At 39.8% G+C, this 17,893-nt stretch carries 19 protein-coding genes; 8 read left to right on the top strand and 11 right to left on the bottom strand.

Going from position 1 to position 17,893, the window contains the following annotated elements; translation table 11 throughout:
- Nucleotides 1–341: 341 nt before the first annotated feature.
- The gene (locus tag ASF86_RS15175; RefSeq protein WP_056483325.1) at nucleotides 342–1,814 is read left to right on the top strand and encodes an outer membrane protein transport protein; all 1,473 of its coding nucleotides are present in this window, start codon (nucleotides 342–344) and stop codon (nucleotides 1,812–1,814) included.
- Nucleotides 1,815–1,872: 58 nt separating this feature from the next.
- Here the strand turns inward: ASF86_RS15175 and thrH are convergent, their stop codons facing one another.
- Complete coding sequence (gene thrH / locus ASF86_RS15180; RefSeq protein ID WP_003655338.1) at nucleotides 1,873–2,490, bottom strand: bifunctional phosphoserine phosphatase/homoserine phosphotransferase ThrH; 618 nt, start codon at nucleotides 2,488–2,490, stop codon at nucleotides 1,873–1,875.
- A 184-nt stretch (nucleotides 2,491–2,674) separates the two neighbouring features.
- Here thrH and ASF86_RS15185 point away from each other — a divergent pair, with 184 nt between their 5' ends.
- Nucleotides 2,675–3,409: a phosphoadenylyl-sulfate reductase gene (locus tag ASF86_RS15185; protein ID WP_004639063.1), complete on the top strand. Its 735-nt coding sequence runs from the start codon at nucleotides 2,675–2,677 to the stop codon at nucleotides 3,407–3,409.
- A 171-nt stretch (nucleotides 3,410–3,580) separates the two neighbouring features.
- Nucleotides 3,581–4,966 (top strand): WS/DGAT/MGAT family O-acyltransferase, encoded by a 1,386-nt coding sequence (locus tag ASF86_RS15190; RefSeq protein ID WP_056483328.1) that lies wholly within the window; start codon nucleotides 3,581–3,583, stop codon nucleotides 4,964–4,966.
- A gap of 28 nt (nucleotides 4,967–4,994) precedes the next feature.
- On the opposite strand, the gene ASF86_RS19400 is transcribed toward ASF86_RS15190, so the two are convergent.
- The 6 genes from ASF86_RS19400 to ASF86_RS15215 all read right to left on the bottom strand — a co-directional run bounded on the left by ASF86_RS19400 (nucleotide 4,995) and on the right by ASF86_RS15215 (nucleotide 9,816).
- Nucleotides 4,995–5,168 carry a PA1571 family protein gene (locus tag ASF86_RS19400; protein ID WP_002116397.1) on the bottom strand — a complete coding sequence of 58 codons (174 nt, stop codon included), beginning with the start codon at nucleotides 5,166–5,168 and terminating at the stop codon, nucleotides 4,995–4,997.
- Between the two features lie 139 nt (nucleotides 5,169–5,307).
- Complete coding sequence (rng, locus tag ASF86_RS15195; RefSeq protein WP_004639058.1) at nucleotides 5,308–6,762, bottom strand: ribonuclease G; 1,455 nt, start codon at nucleotides 6,760–6,762, stop codon at nucleotides 5,308–5,310.
- Between the two features lie 113 nt (nucleotides 6,763–6,875).
- Nucleotides 6,876–7,436 (bottom strand): Maf-like protein, encoded by a 561-nt coding sequence (locus ASF86_RS15200; RefSeq protein ID WP_005049963.1) that lies wholly within the window; start codon nucleotides 7,434–7,436, stop codon nucleotides 6,876–6,878.
- Entirely contained in the window at nucleotides 7,424–7,915 is a 492-nt protein-coding gene (gene mreD / locus ASF86_RS15205) for a rod shape-determining protein MreD (protein WP_003655328.1), read from the bottom strand. The genes ASF86_RS15200 and mreD overlap by 13 nt, the downstream gene beginning before the upstream one ends.
- On the bottom strand, nucleotides 7,902–8,759 hold the full coding sequence (gene mreC / locus ASF86_RS15210; RefSeq protein ID WP_004639055.1) for a rod shape-determining protein MreC: 858 nt from the start codon (nucleotides 8,757–8,759) through the stop codon (nucleotides 7,902–7,904). Before mreC ends, mreD begins: the two co-directional genes overlap by 14 nt.
- A gap of 16 nt (nucleotides 8,760–8,775) precedes the next feature.
- Nucleotides 8,776–9,816: a rod shape-determining protein gene (locus ASF86_RS15215; protein ID WP_004789315.1), complete on the bottom strand. Its 1,041-nt coding sequence runs from the start codon at nucleotides 9,814–9,816 to the stop codon at nucleotides 8,776–8,778.
- A 133-nt stretch (nucleotides 9,817–9,949) separates the two neighbouring features.
- On the opposite strand from ASF86_RS15215, the gene gatC reads away from it, so the two are divergent.
- The 5 genes from gatC to ASF86_RS15240 all read left to right on the top strand — a co-directional run bounded on the left by gatC (nucleotide 9,950) and on the right by ASF86_RS15240 (nucleotide 14,586).
- Complete coding sequence (gene gatC / locus ASF86_RS15220) at nucleotides 9,950–10,264, top strand: Asp-tRNA(Asn)/Glu-tRNA(Gln) amidotransferase subunit GatC (RefSeq protein WP_000107699.1); 315 nt, start codon at nucleotides 9,950–9,952, stop codon at nucleotides 10,262–10,264.
- 53 nt (nucleotides 10,265–10,317) lie between these two features.
- Entirely contained in the window at nucleotides 10,318–11,796 is a 1,479-nt protein-coding gene (gene gatA / locus ASF86_RS15225; RefSeq protein WP_017392508.1) for an Asp-tRNA(Asn)/Glu-tRNA(Gln) amidotransferase subunit GatA, read from the top strand.
- A complete protein-coding gene (gene gatB, locus ASF86_RS15230; protein ID WP_056483329.1) occupies nucleotides 11,796–13,265 on the top strand; it encodes an Asp-tRNA(Asn)/Glu-tRNA(Gln) amidotransferase subunit GatB in 1,470 nt (489 codons plus the stop codon). Before gatA ends, gatB begins: the two co-directional genes overlap by 1 nt.
- A 108-nt stretch (nucleotides 13,266–13,373) precedes the next feature.
- Complete coding sequence (locus ASF86_RS15235) at nucleotides 13,374–13,838, top strand: hypothetical protein (protein ID WP_056483330.1); 465 nt, start codon at nucleotides 13,374–13,376, stop codon at nucleotides 13,836–13,838.
- Between the two features lie 169 nt (nucleotides 13,839–14,007).
- Entirely contained in the window at nucleotides 14,008–14,586 is a 579-nt protein-coding gene (locus ASF86_RS15240; protein ID WP_056483333.1) for a DJ-1/PfpI family protein, read from the top strand.
- 84 nt (nucleotides 14,587–14,670) lie between these two features.
- On the opposite strand, the gene ASF86_RS15245 is transcribed toward ASF86_RS15240, so the two are convergent.
- The 4 genes from ASF86_RS15245 to ASF86_RS15265 all read right to left on the bottom strand — a co-directional run bounded on the left by ASF86_RS15245 (nucleotide 14,671) and on the right by ASF86_RS15265 (nucleotide 17,892).
- Nucleotides 14,671–15,258 carry a hypothetical protein gene (locus ASF86_RS15245; protein WP_171252348.1) on the bottom strand — a complete coding sequence of 196 codons (588 nt, stop codon included), beginning with the start codon at nucleotides 15,256–15,258 and terminating at the stop codon, nucleotides 14,671–14,673.
- 124 nt (nucleotides 15,259–15,382) lie between these two features.
- Nucleotides 15,383–15,907 carry a hypothetical protein gene (locus ASF86_RS15255; RefSeq protein WP_056483336.1) on the bottom strand — a complete coding sequence of 175 codons (525 nt, stop codon included), beginning with the start codon at nucleotides 15,905–15,907 and terminating at the stop codon, nucleotides 15,383–15,385.
- A gap of 110 nt (nucleotides 15,908–16,017) precedes the next feature.
- Complete coding sequence (locus tag ASF86_RS15260) at nucleotides 16,018–16,788, bottom strand: hypothetical protein (protein WP_056483341.1); 771 nt, start codon at nucleotides 16,786–16,788, stop codon at nucleotides 16,018–16,020.
- Between the two features lie 39 nt (nucleotides 16,789–16,827).
- Complete coding sequence (locus tag ASF86_RS15265) at nucleotides 16,828–17,892, bottom strand: DUF1176 domain-containing protein (protein ID WP_056483350.1); 1,065 nt, start codon at nucleotides 17,890–17,892, stop codon at nucleotides 16,828–16,830.
- Nucleotide 17,893 lies beyond the last annotated feature (1 nt).

A 17,893-nucleotide genomic window follows, 5' to 3' on the forward strand; every position in this document is an offset into this window, starting at 1 on the left:
AAAAAAATCTTTGACCATTTTTCTTAGATTTGCGATAAAAATGTCACTAAAACAAACCACTTTACTAATAGATTAAAAATATAAATATCAATTAATTAAAATAATTTACCAATGAAAATATTCCTTCATATTTCATCCATTATTGACCTTATTTGTATAAAAAATGAGTACTGTTCAGTTCATATAACAGATTTACTCTTATTGTAATTATGCTATTTTTGTTACATGGAGTTATCAAAGCTTTTATAAGTTGTAATTAAAGGCTTTGAAGGCAACACAGTTTAAACGGTTTAACTCTGTTACTTTTAAAAAAATGTCTTGAAGTTCAAGGAAAGATTAAAATGAAATTAAAACATCTGAGCACTGCAATGATTTTAGCAACGCTGCCTGCAACTGGGGTTTTTGCAGCAGCATTGGATCGCTCTGGACAATCAATGTCTGCATTTTTGCAGCCAGGAAACTACTTTGAAGCTGGTATCACTGCTCTAGACCCAGATGTATCGGGTAAAGAAGCAGGATCAAGCGCAACTCGCCGTGATATTGCTGATATGGGTGAGGATTATTATTTCCCTAATGCAGCATTAAAACTACAAATCAACGATAAATTCTCATTTGGTTTACTTTATGATCAACCATTTGGTGCAGATGCAGAATATAAGGGTCAAAATGTATTCGTTTCAGACTCTTCTAATACAATTCTAGCTCCGGCTGCTTTAGCAGTTATTCGCCAGCAAACTATTACAAACGGAATTAACACTCAAGTTACAGATGCAGCACAAAAGCTGCTAGATTCTGGCGCTCTACCTGGGGCTAATATTGATCAAGCAAAAGCAGCTATTCAAGCGAATACTGCAGCGATGCAAAAAATCACAGAAGGTGTCACAAAAACAGTAGATGCTGGAATAAATAACATTAATGGTTTGCTTGGCAAGGGTGGCACAAAAGTTGAAGTTGATACCCAGAACCTAGCAATGGTATTTGGTTTCCAACCAAATAAAAACTGGAATCTTTATGCTGGTGGTGTATACCAGACAATTAAGGGGAACATCAGTCTTCGTGGACAAGCTTATAGTATTTATAATGGCTATGATGCAGATATTAAAGAAACTGGGGGTGTGGGTTGGTTAGCAGGTTTTGCTTATCAAATTCCAGAAATTGCATTAAAAGCCTCTTTAACGTATCGTTCTGAAGTTGACCATGATGTAAATATCCGTGAAAACTTGCCTACTCTTCCCGCTCTTTCATTATTAGGGCAAGGTGCAGCTGCCGATGCAATTAAAAATAGCTCAGCAGATACCACAATTACCACACCTCAATCAGTTAACTTTGATTTTCAAACAGGAATCATGGCTGACACTGTTGCCTTTGCTAACATACGTTGGGTGAACTGGAAAGATTTCTCTGTTCAACCATACAAATTTGGGCAACTATCAAAAGTTGTAGGGCAACTACCTATTGTTAACCGTCCAAATGGTTTCGATTTAGTTAGCTATGCAGATGACCAATGGACAGTGACTACAGGTGTTGGTCGAAAACTTAACGACAAATGGGCGGGTAACGTTTCTGTAGGTTGGGACTCTGGTGCTGGTGACCCAATCACAACTCTAGGCCCAACTGAAGGTTACTGGAACGTAGGTTTAGGTCTTCAATATAGCCCTACTCCACAAACCTTTATTGCTGGTGGCGTAAAATACTTCTGGTTAGGCGATGCTAAGGCTCAAACTGGTGCACAAGCTGGTAGTGACCAATATCTTGCAGAGTTCTCTGACAACAATGCAATCGCTTACGGTTTAAAACTTGGTTATAAATTCTAAGTTTCAAAACTATTCATATAAAAAAGGCGCTTTAAGCGCCTTTTTTATTATTTATTTCTTACGCTGGAATGCTACGCTTTGAAACTGAACGGATTGCTTCTTTTAAGGCATCATATCCGTGGATAGCTGGAAACTGTGGAAATTCAGCAATTACGTTTGCAGGTGCATCAAACAAGAAACCATGGTCAGCTTCGCCTAGCATCGTTGTATCGTTATATGAATCACCAGCAGCGATTACACGAAAATTTAAGCCATGTAGTGCCTTAACAGACTCACGTTTTTGATCTGGTTGACGTAGCTTATAAGCTGTAATCATTCCTTCTTCATCTGTCTCTAGCTTATGACAGAAAATTGTTGGCCAACCCAATTGCTTCATTAAAGGATGCGCAAACTCATAAAAAGTATCTGACAGAATCACTAGCTGAAAATGAGTACTCACCCATTCAACAAATTCTTTTGCACCTGGTAAAGGCCCCATCTCAGCAATGACTTCTTGAATATCATTTAAGCCTAGACCGTGTTGTTTTAAAATATTAAGACGCTGAGTCATTAAAACATCATAATCCGGAATATCACGAGTTGTAGCCTCGAGTTCTTTAATCCCTGTTTTTTTAGCGAAATTGATCCAGATTTCAGGAACTAAAACCCCTTCAAGATCTAGGCATACGATTTCCATGAATGCTTCCAACGTTGGTTAAAAATTGCTGTATCATACCATTAAGATTTTCAGTTTTGCGTTGTTATTGATCAAATCAATTTTATTCATAAGGATCGAAATTAAAGTGCTAAGCAGTTTATCAACTATCCTTTAGAATATTTTTCATAACTCAATGCGCCCAAGCCTTTTGCCAGGAACACACATGACCGTTATTCCGACTATTGATATCGTAGATGCTCTTGCTGCTGAATATGCAACCAAAAGCCCTCGGGAAATTTTAGAACTTGCCTTAAGCCAACAAGGTGAAATTGCGATTTCTTTTTCGGGAGCAGAAGACGTTGTCTTAATTGATATTGCTTCACGTTTGGGTAAGCCTTTTCGTGTCTTTAGTCTCGACACGGGCCGACTACATGCTGAAACGTATCAATTTATTGAAACTGTCCGTAAACACTACAATATTAATATCGAAATCTGCTTTCCTGAATCTGAAGCTGTTCAAAACATGGTAAATGAAAAAGGGTTATTCAGCTTTTTTACGGATGGCCATCAGGAATGTTGTGGTATCCGAAAAGTTCAGCCTTTACGTAAAAAACTTGCAACTTTAGATGGCTGGATTACTGGCCAACGTAAAGACCAAAGTCCTGGTACACGTACAGAAATTCCAGTAGTACAAGCTGATGCTGGCTTCTCTGGTCCAGATAAGCAACTTATTAAATATAATCCTCTAGCGAATTGGACAAGTGCCGAAGTATGGAGTTACATCCGTATGATGGAAATTCCATATAACCCTCTACACGAACGTGGTTTTGTTTCTATTGGCTGTGAACCATGTACACGAGCTGTATTACCAAATCAACATGAGCGTGAAGGACGCTGGTGGTGGGAAGAAGCGACTCAAAAAGAGTGCGGATTACATGCAGGCAACATGAAAAAGTAATTTGATATCAAAAAACCACTGGCAAATCAGTGGTTTTTTTTATGTCATGTTCCGTACACAAAGTCATATTTTCTCTACTCTAAACGCTATATACTTAATTTTACGGTTCTATAATTCTAATAAGAGCTCAGATAAGGGCTTCTTAGAAAAATGCATGAGGCACAATGATTTATGCGTCCATTACACCCAATTGATTTCATTTTTCTGTCACTTGAAAAAAGACAGCAACCCATGCATGTCGGTGGATTATTTTTATTTGAAATTCCTGAAAATGCACCTGAAACCTTTGTACATGATTTAGTAGTAGATATTAAACGCTCAAAAAGCATTCCTATTCCTCCCTTCAATAACCGTTTAAATGGTCTATTTTGGGATGAGGATGAAGAGTTCGATATCGATCATCACTTTCGCCACATTGCTTTGCCTCATCCTGGGCGCATCCGTGAACTTCTGGTTTATATCTCACAACAACACAGCTCATTAATTGACCGTGCCAAGCCGCTTTGGACCTGTGACATTATTGAAGGAATCGAAGGCAACCGTTTTGCCATGTATTTTAAAATCCATCATGCAATGGTTGATGGCGTTGCGGGTATGCGTTTGATCGAGAAATCACTTTCAAAGACACCAGAAGAGAAACACGTAGTTCCTTTATGGTGTGTTGAGAGCAAAAGAACTAAACGCCTAAAAGTGCCTACTCCAAGTACAAGTAAAATTAAGAGTATTTTAGGAGGCATTAAATCTCAACTTGATATAGCTCCTAAAGTCATGCAAGAGTTATCTCAGACTATATTTAAAGAAATGGGCAAAAATCCTGATTATGTTTCTACCTTTCAGGCGCCAGTTTCGATTTTGAACCAAAGAGTAAGTGCTTCACGTCGTTTTGCTGCCCAATCCTTTGAATTGAGCCGCCTTAGAAAAATTTCAAAAGCATTAGGTGTAACGATTAACGATGTTGTACTAGCAGTATGTTCTGGTGCTTTACGTGAATATTTGATTAGTCAAAATAGCTTACCTAAAAAGCCACTCATTGCCATGGTTCCAGCTTCATTGCGCACAGATGATTCTGATATGAGTAACCGGATTACTATGATTCTGGCAAATTTAGGGACTCATAAAGACCAACCGTTAGAACGTCTAGAAATTATTCGTCGCAGCATGCAAAACTCAAAGCAACGCTTTAGCCGTATGACTGCTAATGAAATTTTAAACTATAGCGCGGTTGTTTATGGTCCAGCAGGATTAAACATCATGTCAGGAATGCTTCCTAAGCGTCAGGCGTTCAATTTAGTGATTTCCAATGTACCAGGGCCACGTGAACCACTTTATTGGAATGGCGCGAAATTAGATGCTCTCTACCCTGCTTCAATTGTCATGGATGGACAAGCTTTAAATATTACCATGACCAGTTATTTAGATAAGCTTGAAGTGGGATTAACAGCTTGTCGAAATGCTTTACCAAAAATGCAAAACCTTTTGACTCATTTAGAAGATGAGATTCAACGTTTTGAAGAAATTATTGCAGAGAAACAACTGAAACATCATTCAGCAAGTTAGAAAAGTTAAGGGGCTTTGAATTGGCCCCTTATTTTTTGATTGTGCGGCACTGGTTAAGCAACTGATGACATACTGAACGAATCATTGCAGTTGTGATCGGTACTTCTTTACCTTGGTCATTCAACATATAGCAGCTATTTACTGGCGTGCTTTCTAAAACATGTTTAAGACCGTTGCTAATTAAGTTTTCACTTACATTCATGGGTTATACCTCTTATTGTTTGCTAAGACGTTAAATAGGGAGAACGTCTAGGGCTACTGTATGTAAGTAGTATTTAAAATTCATGAATGAAAGTAAAATTTCAGTTGTAACAAGGATTAAGCGATATCTTGTTACAACTTTAACTTAAAATGATATCGTATTGCTCTTGCGTATATAAATTTTCGACCTGAAATTTAATGACACGGTTAATAAAATGCTCTAAATCAGCCACTGCGGGTGCTTCTGCTGTTAATAATCGGTCAATCACAGAAGGGTGAGCAACAACAGTAAAGCCACTCGTTGACTCAAATGCGCGGGTATATCGTAATATCTCACGAAATATTTCGTAACACACTGTCTCTGCTGTTTTGACAAAACCACGTCCTTGGCACGTTGGACACGACTCACACAACAAATGTTCTAACGATTCCCGTGTTCGTTTACGCGTCATTTCGACCAGACCAAGTTCTGATACCTGAGTGATTTTGGTCTTGGCGTGATCACGCTCAAGCATTTTTTCAAACTGACGCATCACCTCTTCACGGTGAGTTGCCTCTTGCATGTCAATAAAATCAATAATGAGAATACCACCCAAATTACGCAGTCTAAGTTGACGTGCAATGACTTGAGTCGCTTCCATATTGGTTTTAAAAACGGTGTCTTCAAGACTACGACCGCCAACATATGAGCCAGTATTAACGTCAATTGTCGTCATGGCTTCAGTCTGGTCAATCATCAGATAACCACCCGATTTCAAAGCAACGCGTGTTTGAAGGGCTTTCTGGATATCTTCTTCAACGTTATAGAGATCAAATAGCGGTCGCTCACCCGGATAATGAATGAGTCGACTTTGCATATTCGGAACAAATTCTTCAACAAACTCAAGAAGCTTGGCATGAATTTCTCTCGAATCGACATAAATCTTTGCAGTCTCTTCGCTTGCTAAATCTCGAATAATACGCTGAGGTAATGGAAGCTCTTCAAAAATTAAGGAAGGAACTGCAACATCAATCTGCTTACGTTGGATGTATTCCCATAATTTACTCAGATAGCACATATCCCGTGCAATTTCTGCCTCATCCACACCTTCGGCAGCTGTACGTACAATCACGCTACCCGGCAGATTATGTTCAGATTGAATACTTTCGATAATATTACGTAGTCGATCTCGCTCTTCTTCGGACTCAATACGCTGCGATACACCAATATGGTTACCATATGGCATGAGAACCAGATAACGAGAAGGAATTGAAAGATCTGTACTCAGACGTGCCCCTTTCGTTCCTAACATATCTTTCATGACTTGAACGGTCAGGGTTTGACCGGGATGTAAGAGTTCAAAAACGTTTGGGGTGGGCTGTGAACGAGGCCAAACCATATCATTGATATGTAAAAAGGCTGTTCGGGATAAACCGATATCAACAAAAGCTGCTTGCATGCCCGGAAGCACTCGCACGACTTTACCCTTGTAAATATTGCCGACTAGACCGCGCTTGACTGTACGCTCGACATACAGCTCATTAACAGTTCCATTTTCGATTAATGCCACCCGACACTCCATAGGCGTGACATTAATAAGTAATTCTTCTGACATACATAAACTCAAAGCATTATAAAATTTTTATTAAAGAGTCAGAGAAGCTGTTAACTTTAACTTTGTCTAGTGTTCATCGACAATGCTATTCAATTAAGAATGATAACAACCCCTTATGTCTTTACTCTTTTTAATAACTGTGCAAATTCGTATAAAGGAAGTCCTACCACATTACTATAACTTCCTTGAATTTGGGGAATATATTGAGAAGCAATCCCTTGAATTGCATATCCACCGGCCTTCCCAACAGGCTCTCCTGTGGTCCAATAATCTTCCATATCTTGCGTAGTCAGATGTTGGAACTCAACTTGTGTCTGTACAACCTGACTCAACATTTGTTGTTGAGTAGCAACACATATTCCAGAAAACACGTCATGCCAACGCCCAGATAATTGTTTCCATATTTCAAAAGCATGGCTTTTCGATTCAGGCTTACCAATTATTTGGCCATCCAGCCCTAGACTTGTATCGGCAGCAATAACAATTGCTTCTGGAAAAAGTTTTAATACAGCTTGCGCTTTTTCTCTAGCTAAACGTTCAACATACTGATGAACGAGTTCATTCTCATGAACAGATTCGTCAATATCAGGGCTATAGATTTCAAAATCCAAACCCAGTTGTTGTAACAACTCCTTCCGACGAGGAGAGCTAGATGCTAAAACTATATTCGCCATTTTGCCAAACAATAATAGACGATTGGCCAAGTGATGATACTTGTCATTAATGGTTGCCAGTGCCTAGCAATCGAAAAATGAATTCCCCCCATGGTCTGGGTTACCCACATAAACGCTAAATGAGCAATAATGACCAGAGTTGCAATCGTCCATAAATTACCAAAGGTTAAGATACGGCGTTCACGAATTAAAAAACGGGTAAGAAAAGTCATAATTACAAAACTTAGGGCATTGAGGCCCAAAGGCGCATCAAGCAATAAGTCTGTAAAAATCCCCATTCCAAATGCAAACCAGACCCCACACCACGTTGGCTGACATACCACCCAAAACAGCATAATCATCAACATGAATAATGGGCGCCAACCTGAAATATCGTAGGACAGCGGGTAAACCATGAGCACAGAACCCACGATAACGGAGATAATAATCCCCCATAATGGATCTTTGCGCTTTTCTCGTTTCAGTTTAGCGATTGGCATATGGCTGCTCCTTTGCTAATGAATCCGAAAAAAGTACAACTACATGGTGTCCTGTTGCTAATTGCGCTGCTGGTGTTACATCAATTTCCGCAAACTCACCTGAGTTATGACGTTTGATTTTGGCAACCGTACCTACTGCGTACCCTGCTGGGAAATGTTCACCCAAACCTGAGCTAAACACTTTATCGCCCACTTGAATATTCGCACTAGTCGGCACATATTCCATTTTCAAACGACCCAAATCACCTGTACCAGAAACAATTGCCCGCATTCCAGTGCGTTCAAGACGTACCGAAAGTGAATGTTCTTTATCTGATAACAACATTACACGTGAGCTATGAGGATATACATTAATGATCTGCCCCATAATCCCCTTATCATCCAGAACAGTTTGACCGACCTTTAAATGGTCCATAGAGCCACGGTTAACAATGATGATATGACGCAATGGATCTGCATCTGTCCCGATCACTTCTGCAATCTCCATACGTCCATCAATAATTAATGGAGTATCAAGGAGACCTCGCAAACGGGTATTTTCAGCAGATAGTTCAGAAAGCTTCTGTAAACGGACTTGAGCTTGTAAAAGTTCAGCCTGCATCGCAGTATTTTCACGACGCAGTTGTGCTTCAGATTTTGTTTGCTGATTCAGCCATTCTCTCGACAGTACTGGATAACTGGCCAATGCATAAATTGGGTTATATGCAGCGTACAAGACATCCCTTGCTGGCTGAATCACATACGGCATGCGCCAATCAAAAAATAGCACAACCAAGCATGTAATGACCGCAATAATAAACGAGCGGAAAGATGGCGGCTGTCTTGAAAAAATATTCGGTTGCACCGCCTAATCCTTAAACTTAACCAACAAAAAGCATGTCATGGTTCGGATTGTCAAAGAACTCCAATACTTTACCACCACCACGGGTAACACAAGTAAGAGGATCTTCAGCAACCACAACTGGTAAACCAGTTTCTTGAGCTAACAATTTATCGAGGTTACGAAGTAACGCACCACCACCTGTCAACACAATACCACGCTCGGCGATATCAGAAGAAAGCTCTGGAGGAGTTTGCTCAAGTGCTGATTTTACTGCGCTTACAATGTTTTGTAACGGATCAGAGATTGCTTGAGTAATTTCGTCAGAAGTTACAGTAATCGCACGAGGTACACCTTCTGCAAGGTTACGGCCACGTACTTCGATTTCTAATGTTGTGCCATCAGAAACAGCCATACCTACTTCTTTTTTAATAATTTCTGCTGTGGTTTCACCAATCACGCAACCATGAGCTTTACGAACATAATTGATGATTTGCTCATCAAAAACATCACCACCGATGCGTAAAGAGTCAGCATAGACACAACCTTGCAATGAAATAATTGCAATTTCTGTTGTACCACCACCAACATCCACAACCATAGAACCACACGCTTGTTCAACTGGCATACCTGCGCCAATTGCAGCAGCCATAGGCTCTTCAATCAAACGAACATCACGTGCACCAGCATTAAATACTGCTTCACGAATCGCACGACGCTCGACCAAAGTTGATTTACATGGTACACATACAACCACACGAGGTGCAGGTGGGAACAAACGTTTTTCGTGAACTTTACCAATAAACTGATTTAACATGGTTTCAGTCACTTCAAAATCCGCAATTACACCGTCTTTCATTGGACGAATTGCAGAAATATTCGCAGGTGTACGGCCTAACATTTGTTTCGCGTCCAGCCCTACTGCAGCAACAATTTTTTGTGAACCACTGTGACGAATTGCCACAACTGTTGGTTCATTTAATATAATGCCGCGGCCTGGTGCATAAATAAGTGTATTTGCTGTACCTAAATCAATGGCTAGATCCGGCGAAAACAAGCCAATTAGTCGTTTTAGAATCACGGTTCGTTCTCAGTTAAACTTTCATGTGGATGCAAGGTGGCAACTTTAAACTAAATGTGATGATTTGAACAAGTCAATCGCTTATTATAACGCACGATATTTTGAAAATTTTTAATACTGATTAGGTGATGTTATGTCTACATCGGATGCACAGCATTCAGCAGATTTAAATGCACAAACAGTTTCAGCAATCGCCAATCTTGCTCGATTGTCGCTCAATGATACGCAATCTGCTGAATATGCTCAAAGTCTAAATAAAATTTTAGGCATGATGGAAACCTTAAAAGGCATTGATACTGAAGGCGTAGAACCTTTAAAAAGTCCTTTTGATAATCCTCAACCTTTACGTGCTGATGTGGTAACTGAAAGCAATCATCGAGATGAGTACCAAGCAGTTGCACCAGCAACTCAAGATGGTTTGTATCTTGTTCCTCGCGTGATTGAATAACTTTCACTCAATTAACCCATCTTCCCTATTTTGAATGTAAAGAAATTTTAATCATGACTGATTTACATCGCTTATCAATTCGTGAACTTGCTGAGGGCTTAAGCCAAGCGAAGTTTTCATCTCGCGAACTGACTGAACATTATTTGCAACGTATTGCGAAACTCGATTCACAAGTTAAAAGCTATGTGACGGTTACACCTGAACAGGCGCTCGCTGAAGCAGACGCTGCTGATGCCGCATTAAAAGCAGGCAATGCAACTGCTTTAACGGGTATTCCTCTTGCTCATAAAGATATTTTTTGTACCAAAGGCATTAAAACGACTGCTGGTTCAAAAATTCTTGATAACTTCATCTCTCCTTACGATGCAACTGTTGTGGAAAAAACTAAAGCAGCTGGTCTGGTCACTTTAGGTAAAGTGAACATGGACGAGTTTGCCATGGGTTCAACTTCAGAAAGCTCATATGTTGGTGCAACCAGCAACCCATGGGCGCTTGACCACGTTCCTGGTGGTTCATCAGGTGGTTCTGCTGCGGCTGTAGCGGCTGATCTTGCGCCATTTGCTACAGGTACGGACACTGGTGGTTCAATTCGCCAACCTGCCTCTTTCTGTGGCTTAACAGGCTTAAAACCAACATATGGTCGTGTGTCTCGTTTCGGTATTATTGCCTATGCATCATCACTTGACCAAGCAGGTCCAATGGCACGTTCTGCTGAAGACTGTGCTTACCTGATGAATGTAATTGCAGGTCATGATGCGAAAGACTCAACTTCGGTTAAAAAAGAAGTTGATGACTACGTTGCAAATTTAAATGGCACATCTGTAAAAGGCTTACGTATTGGTATTCCTAAACAGTACTTTAACGTTGCAGGCTTAGATGCAGACGTAAAAGCACGCGTTGAAGAGTCTTTGAAAAAGCTTGAAGAAATGGGCGCAACTCTTGTTGAGATTGATCTCAATATGACTGAAGCTTATGTACCAACGTATTACCTCATCGCACCAGCAGAAGCGTCTTCTAACTTGTCTCGTTACGATGGTGTTCGCTATGGCTACCGTTGTGAAAACCCAGCCGACCTGATGGATCTTTACAAGCGTTCACGTTCAGAAGGTTTTGGTCCAGAAGTACAACGTCGTATCTTAATTGGTACCTATGCGCTTTCTGCGGGTTATTACGATGCTTACTATGTAAAAGCTCAAAAAGTACGTCGTTTAATTCAACAAGACTTCTTAAAAGCATTTGAAAATGTAGACGTGATTGCTGCTCCTTCTGCACCAACAACTGCTTATAAAATTGGTGCAAATTTAAGTCCAACTGAAATGTATTTAGGCGATATCTATACACTTGCAGTGAACTTAGCAGGCTTACCAGCGATTAATGCTCCAGTTGGTTTTGATAAAGACAGCTTGCCTGTCGGCTTACAATTGATTGGCAACTACTGGTCAGAATCACAACTGTTGTCGATTGTTCATCAATACCAACAAAACACTGACTGGCATACCAAACGTGCGGCAATTGCTGAGGAGAATGCATAATGGCTGAAGCTCAAAAGTTGAAATTGATTGACGGTTGGGAAGTCGTTATTGGTATCGAGATTCACACTCAGCTTGCAACCAATTCTAAAATTTTCTCTGGTTCATCGACTGAATTTGGTCAAGACCCAAACACGCAAGCGAGCCTTGTAGACTTGGCAATGCCGGGTGTTTTACCTGTTCTCAATGAAAAAGTGGTTGATCTTGCAATTCGCTTTGGTTTAGGTATCGATGCATACATCGACCAAGCTTCTGTATTTGCACGTAAAAACTACTTCTACCCAGACTCGCCAAAAGGCTACCAAATTAGCCAGATGGACAATCCGATTGTTGGCTTAGGCCACATCGACATTCAACTTGAAGATGGCACGACTAAACGTATTGGTGTAACTCGTGCTCACCTTGAAGAAGATGCGGGTAAATCTGTACACGACCAATTTGAAGGCATGTCTGGCATTGACTTAAACCGTGCTGGTACACCCTTGCTTGAAATCGTGTCTGAACCAGATATGCGTTCAGTTGAAGAAGCTGTAGCATATATCAAATCAATTCACACACTTGTGCGTTGGTTAGGTATTTCCGACGGTAACATGGCTGAAGGTTCATTCCGTGCAGACTGTAACGTGTCTTTACGTCGTCCGGGACAGCCATTTGGTACACGCTGTGAGTTGAAAAACCTCAACTCATTCCGTTTCATCGAGCAAGCGATCAATGTTGAAATTGAACGCCAAATGGAAATTTTGGAATACGGCGGAAGCATCGACCAAGAAACACGTTTGTTCGATCCAAACAAAATGGAAACGCGTTCAATGCGTTCTAAAGAAGAAGCGAATGACTACCGTTACTTCCCAGATCCAGACTTGTTACCAGTAATTATTGCAGATGAGCAAATTGAAGCTGCTCGTGCTGCGCTTCCAGAGCTACCTGCTGCACGCCGCGCACGCTTTATGGCAGACTTTGGTGTAACTGAGTACGATGCACATGTACTTACGCTCTCACGCGAAATGGCGGACTTCTATGAGGCTGTTGTGGCTGCTGCGGGCGGTGCTGCACAAGGTAAAGTATCTGCAAACTGGGTAATGGGCGAATTCTCAGGCGCGTTAAACAAAGCAAATCTAGATTTGGCAGACTCTCCTGTTTCTGCTGAACAGCTTGGTGGCATGATTGCACGTATTATTGACAACACCATTAGCGGTAAGATTGCAAAACAAGTCTTTGGCTTTATGTGGGAATCGGAAGGTAAATCTGCCGATGACATTATTGCGGAAAAAGGCTTAAAGCAAGAAACTGACACTGGTGCAATTGAAGCAATCATTAAAGAAGTACTTGCAGCCAATGAAAAAATGGTTGAAGAATACAAGTCTGGTAAGGAAAAAGCCTTTAACGGTCTTGTAGGTCAAGTCATGAAAGCATCTAAGGGTAAAGCCAACCCTGCTCAAGTCAATGAATTAATGAAAAAATTGATTGGTTAAGCTAATTCAATTTTTAGAAAAACCCGCTTTAGAGCGGGTTTTTATCTATTTAAAAATGCAATCAATCCAAAATAATTTTTAAGCTAAAACCATGCTGATAGGTTCCCCATGATAAATAAATTACTTATTACGACTTCTTTATTATTAATAAACTCGACACTTTTTGCTCAAACTGTTCCAGTTCCAAAGAATGAAGTAGCATCTATTTTTAAAGCTGCAAATTTCAAAAAAACAAAAAATGGCTGGGCAGGAAATTGCAATCAGGGTGAAATTATCATTTATAACGATTTAAATGGTGATGGCCGTAATGATGCCGTTATTCAAGATAGTAGCAGTATGTGCTATGGGAATACTGGCGTTGGCTACCATATTATTTCACAACAAAAAAATGGTAAATGGAAACAACTATTTAGTAACTCTGGCATACCCACCTTTTTGAAAACTAAAGGCAAAGATGGTTGGCTTGATATTGAAAATGGGGGGCCAGGCTTCTGTTTTGCTATTTATCGATGGAATGGTAAAGAGTACATCGTCAACCGTTATGAATATGAAGGTAAAGCTTGCGAGTTATAAAAAACAGACCTGATAAAATTAAAAAGTCTCGATTTATCGGGGCTTTTTTACATCACTTATGAAATATCCTTCGACTAAAGAATGCACTTTTTCTAAAAAATGACACAGGGACTGTGCTAATTTAAATTAAGAATTTAGATAACTTATATTTTAAAAAGAGAGATAAATCATGTCTAAAAAGATTTTAATGTTGGTCGGTGACTACGCTGAAGACTATGAAACTATGGTTCCTTTTCAGTTTTTAACTGGTTTAGGTTATACCGTGCATGCTGTTTGCCCAAATAAAAAAAACGGCGACCATATTGCTACTGCTATTCATGACTTTGAAGGTGACCAAACCTATAGCGAAAAACGCGGTCACAATTTTGCCATTAACTATGATTTTAATGCAGTTAATACTGAAGACTATGTAGGCTTAGTCATTCCGGGTGGTCGTGCACCAGAATATTTACGCATGAATGAACGTGTTATCGAAATTGTGCGTGAGTTCGATAGAGTGAAAAAACCAATTGCAGCGGTATGTCATGGCGCTCAGTTACTTGCTGCGGCAGACGTACTAAAAGACCGCTTGTGTTCTGCTTACCCTGCATGTGCTGCCGAAGTAAAATTAGCAGGTGGGCAATACGCAGATATTGCCGTGACCGAAGCTGTTACAGATGGACATTTGGTGACTGCACCAGCTTGGCCTGCACATCCTGCCTGGTTAGCTCAGTTTGTGAAAGTTTTAGGTGCGACGATTAGTATTTAGAGAAGTAAAGCATCAAATGAAATCTGTACAAGATAGCTTGATCTTGTACAGACAAATTTTATTCTATATTCAGTGAACATATTCCTAGTTGAGCCCTTCAAGCTGCGCATCGCACCCAGCCCACTCATTTATATTACGTAAATACTTTAATGGTTTAAGCTCAATTCTTTCACCATTAGACAAAATTTCTTGAACCTCCAAGGAACATTGAGCACCACCTTTATGATCAAGTAGTTCATAGTTCTTGTTTGAAGCAAACTTATAAATGGCATCTACACTACAACCACGTAATTCTGCACCTGTGTGATAACTTTTATATGCACTTAAAGCAATAAAACGTTCTGCTGGTATTTTAAATTCAGCAAATTGTTCGTTTTTAGGTGGATAAGGCATATTTAACGTTTTAGGTTTGTAGCGAATGTCACCACCTAATGCGCCAATACTTTCAACTTCTGGTGACATCAAAAACTTGGGTTGCATCGAGGTCATACATCCATTTGGATATAATCTCACACTGAAATTTTGACCTTGTTGTATACGAATATTACTTGCTAAATTCGCTGTTGAATCTTGATATAATTTATGGCCTATTAGTTTTTTTGATTGGTTCACAACACCAGCAGTGCACCCTGCAAGCAGCGTAGCTAAAAGAATAATCAGTATTTTTTTCATAGGTTTATAAGAATGAACTAAAATTTGATGCAAATTTTAACAAACAGCATTACTTATACAAGGTATACGCACTGCTATTTTTTAATTTTCTCTATTTAAAGGACTCATAGAGGACAACTTCAAATTACTTCCCTCTTAACATCCCCAACTTATTCCAAATCTCTGGTGTTAAAAACGTTGTCACTAATTTATTTAAATCGATATAGCGTAATGTACCCTGCAACTGCTGTTTAACTGCGGGGTCTTTAACAATATCTTCGCCAGCACTTTGACCTAACTGCTGAAAAGCCTCTCCAACAGCCTTAACACCTTCTGCTTGAATCACAGCTTTGGTTTGGGCAGAACACTGCTCTACAATCACCCGCTGTAAAACCTGTGCCAGTTTTTGATCTAACTGATCTTTTTGCTCGGGTGTTACATTACTAAATGCTTTTAAGTCTGGATGGGCAGCTAAAGCCGTAAATGTCCATTGAAGTACAGTGGTCTTATCTGAAGTGGTTGTGGCCTTAACTAAACAGTCACTGAGCTGATCGACCGTTGGGCCAGCCATCGCAATTTGTGTTGTACCCAGTACAGCAACAGCCATACAAACTGAACGGCTCAAATGTGAAAACTTACGGCGGGCAATCGCATAAACATGACGTGACATAGGTCTAGCTCCAATAAACAATCTGTTCTTTGTATCACAGAGCGAGTGGAGTTACCTGTTATGACTCTGTAAATCGTCTACTTCTTCAAATTTATCAACTGATTTAATCCTTAACCCATTCCAGCATAATTCCATGTTTCAGGAATGCTCGGTTGTTCTGGTGCTTTATTTAAGTCAATATTTAAGTTTCTACTGCCCTTATATGATTTCTCACCTGAATCTGAGGCTGGTGATACATCTAAACTATAACGATAGCGGAATTGCCACAATAACGGTTTGATTGGACGAATATCCAGACTTAAAGAATCCTCATCATGACAGTTTCCTTTGGAACTTTCATAATCTTGCTCAGAAAAACAGGCTCTGATCATCCGACTAAAACTAAATGGATAATTTTTAATAAAGGGACGTTCATTGCCTGATTCCTGTAACTCATAAAAGCTAGCCCGTTCAATATTTGCACCACCTCCTGAATACATCTCAGAAAACTGATCAATTATTGCAATTGCATAACGCTGTTGAGTGAGTGGAAAAAGCTTGGGAAATATATATTGTTTATGAAGATCATCTTCGCTTGCTATTGTCACAATATTCCATTTCCTGACCAATTTAAAACCCGTAGATGTAGGTTTAAACTGTGCGATATCATTACGACTCGATAATATCCATAAATTCTGGTCTGGAGTTTTTAGGCTACGCCATTGCACGCCTTGCAGACATAAATCTCTTATTTGCTCACATAGTTGTTTCTGTTCAGTTTGGGGCAATTGATCTTTTTTAAACTCTAAAATATCTAAAGTTGCAGCAAAAGTAGGATTAGTAAAACAAGTAAACATTGCAGCTACGACTAAGAAAGCTATCTCTATTTTCCTTTTAATCATTTATTCTTTTCCTAAAAATATTTTTAGTCGACCACTCAGCTATTTGATAATAGACTCAATTTTATCAAGCTCCCACACGCCCCCTGCTGCCAAGCCTTTGCACATGCCTGTCCACATATCTTTCGTATGTACAAACTTTTGACCATCCCACACCCATTCCTCACTCGCCCAGCAATCTCCAACACCTCTTCCCTTTTGAGCACTGCTAATAATGCCACTATCAAAATCCGATGCTGTCTCAGTTACAAATGTTGCTTTACCAGTCAAAGACTCATCAAGTACCCAAGCACCATGCCCTTCGTTATAGGCACCTCTCCAACATAGAGTGGTCGCCAGAACTTTCTTATTGGTCAGTTTATACAACTCGATTTTTTGTAATTCAGCTCCATCACTACTACCATAGATTCCTTCACAAAATCCTTCTTCTTTTGGGTTCGTTTGAGCTGACATTAAACTATGATAAACAGATTGATACGACTTACTTTTTGGTTGCAACGTCAAATATGGCTTAGCCGCTGTTTTGACATGCTTTACAATTAATTTGGGTTGGGCTGCCAATACTTTTGATTCATTAGCAGGCCCTTTTTTGACCAAAGCACCAACAGTTCCGATACGCTTCTGAAAATCATCCATTTTTAGCAATACAGCAGTCATTCCTGCATCGGAAATCGTCCATTCATGCTGCGCATTTCTAAATATAATTTCAGTTTTCTGCTTTGACTGCTGGAGTAAAGCGTTGACCTGTGAGTTATTCAGTTTCCCCATTAATGGCAGCTCGACACCATCCACAATGACAGTGCCTAAATCTTTGCCATTCACATAAAAGTGGATATTTTTAAGCTGACTTGCAGGCAAGCTTTGCTCATAGTCTGATAAAGCAAATTCAGCCTGTACAGGTTGCTTTGGACCCGCTTTACGCACTAATAGCAGCGACGCTGGATTATCACCATTTTCTTCATTTTGATACCCTGCGGCCTTACATGCTCCCGTATTACTGCAAGAGATTTCCCACTCTTGATGTGAAAATGAAATGCCTTTTATGTCTTGAGCAAAACTATAAGAACTCATTACTGCTAAACAGCAGATTGAAAGCATTTTTTTCATT

This window comes from Acinetobacter sp. Leaf130 (assembly GCF_001423205.1).
Taxonomy (GTDB): Bacteria; Pseudomonadota; Gammaproteobacteria; order Pseudomonadales; family Moraxellaceae; genus Acinetobacter; species Acinetobacter calcoaceticus.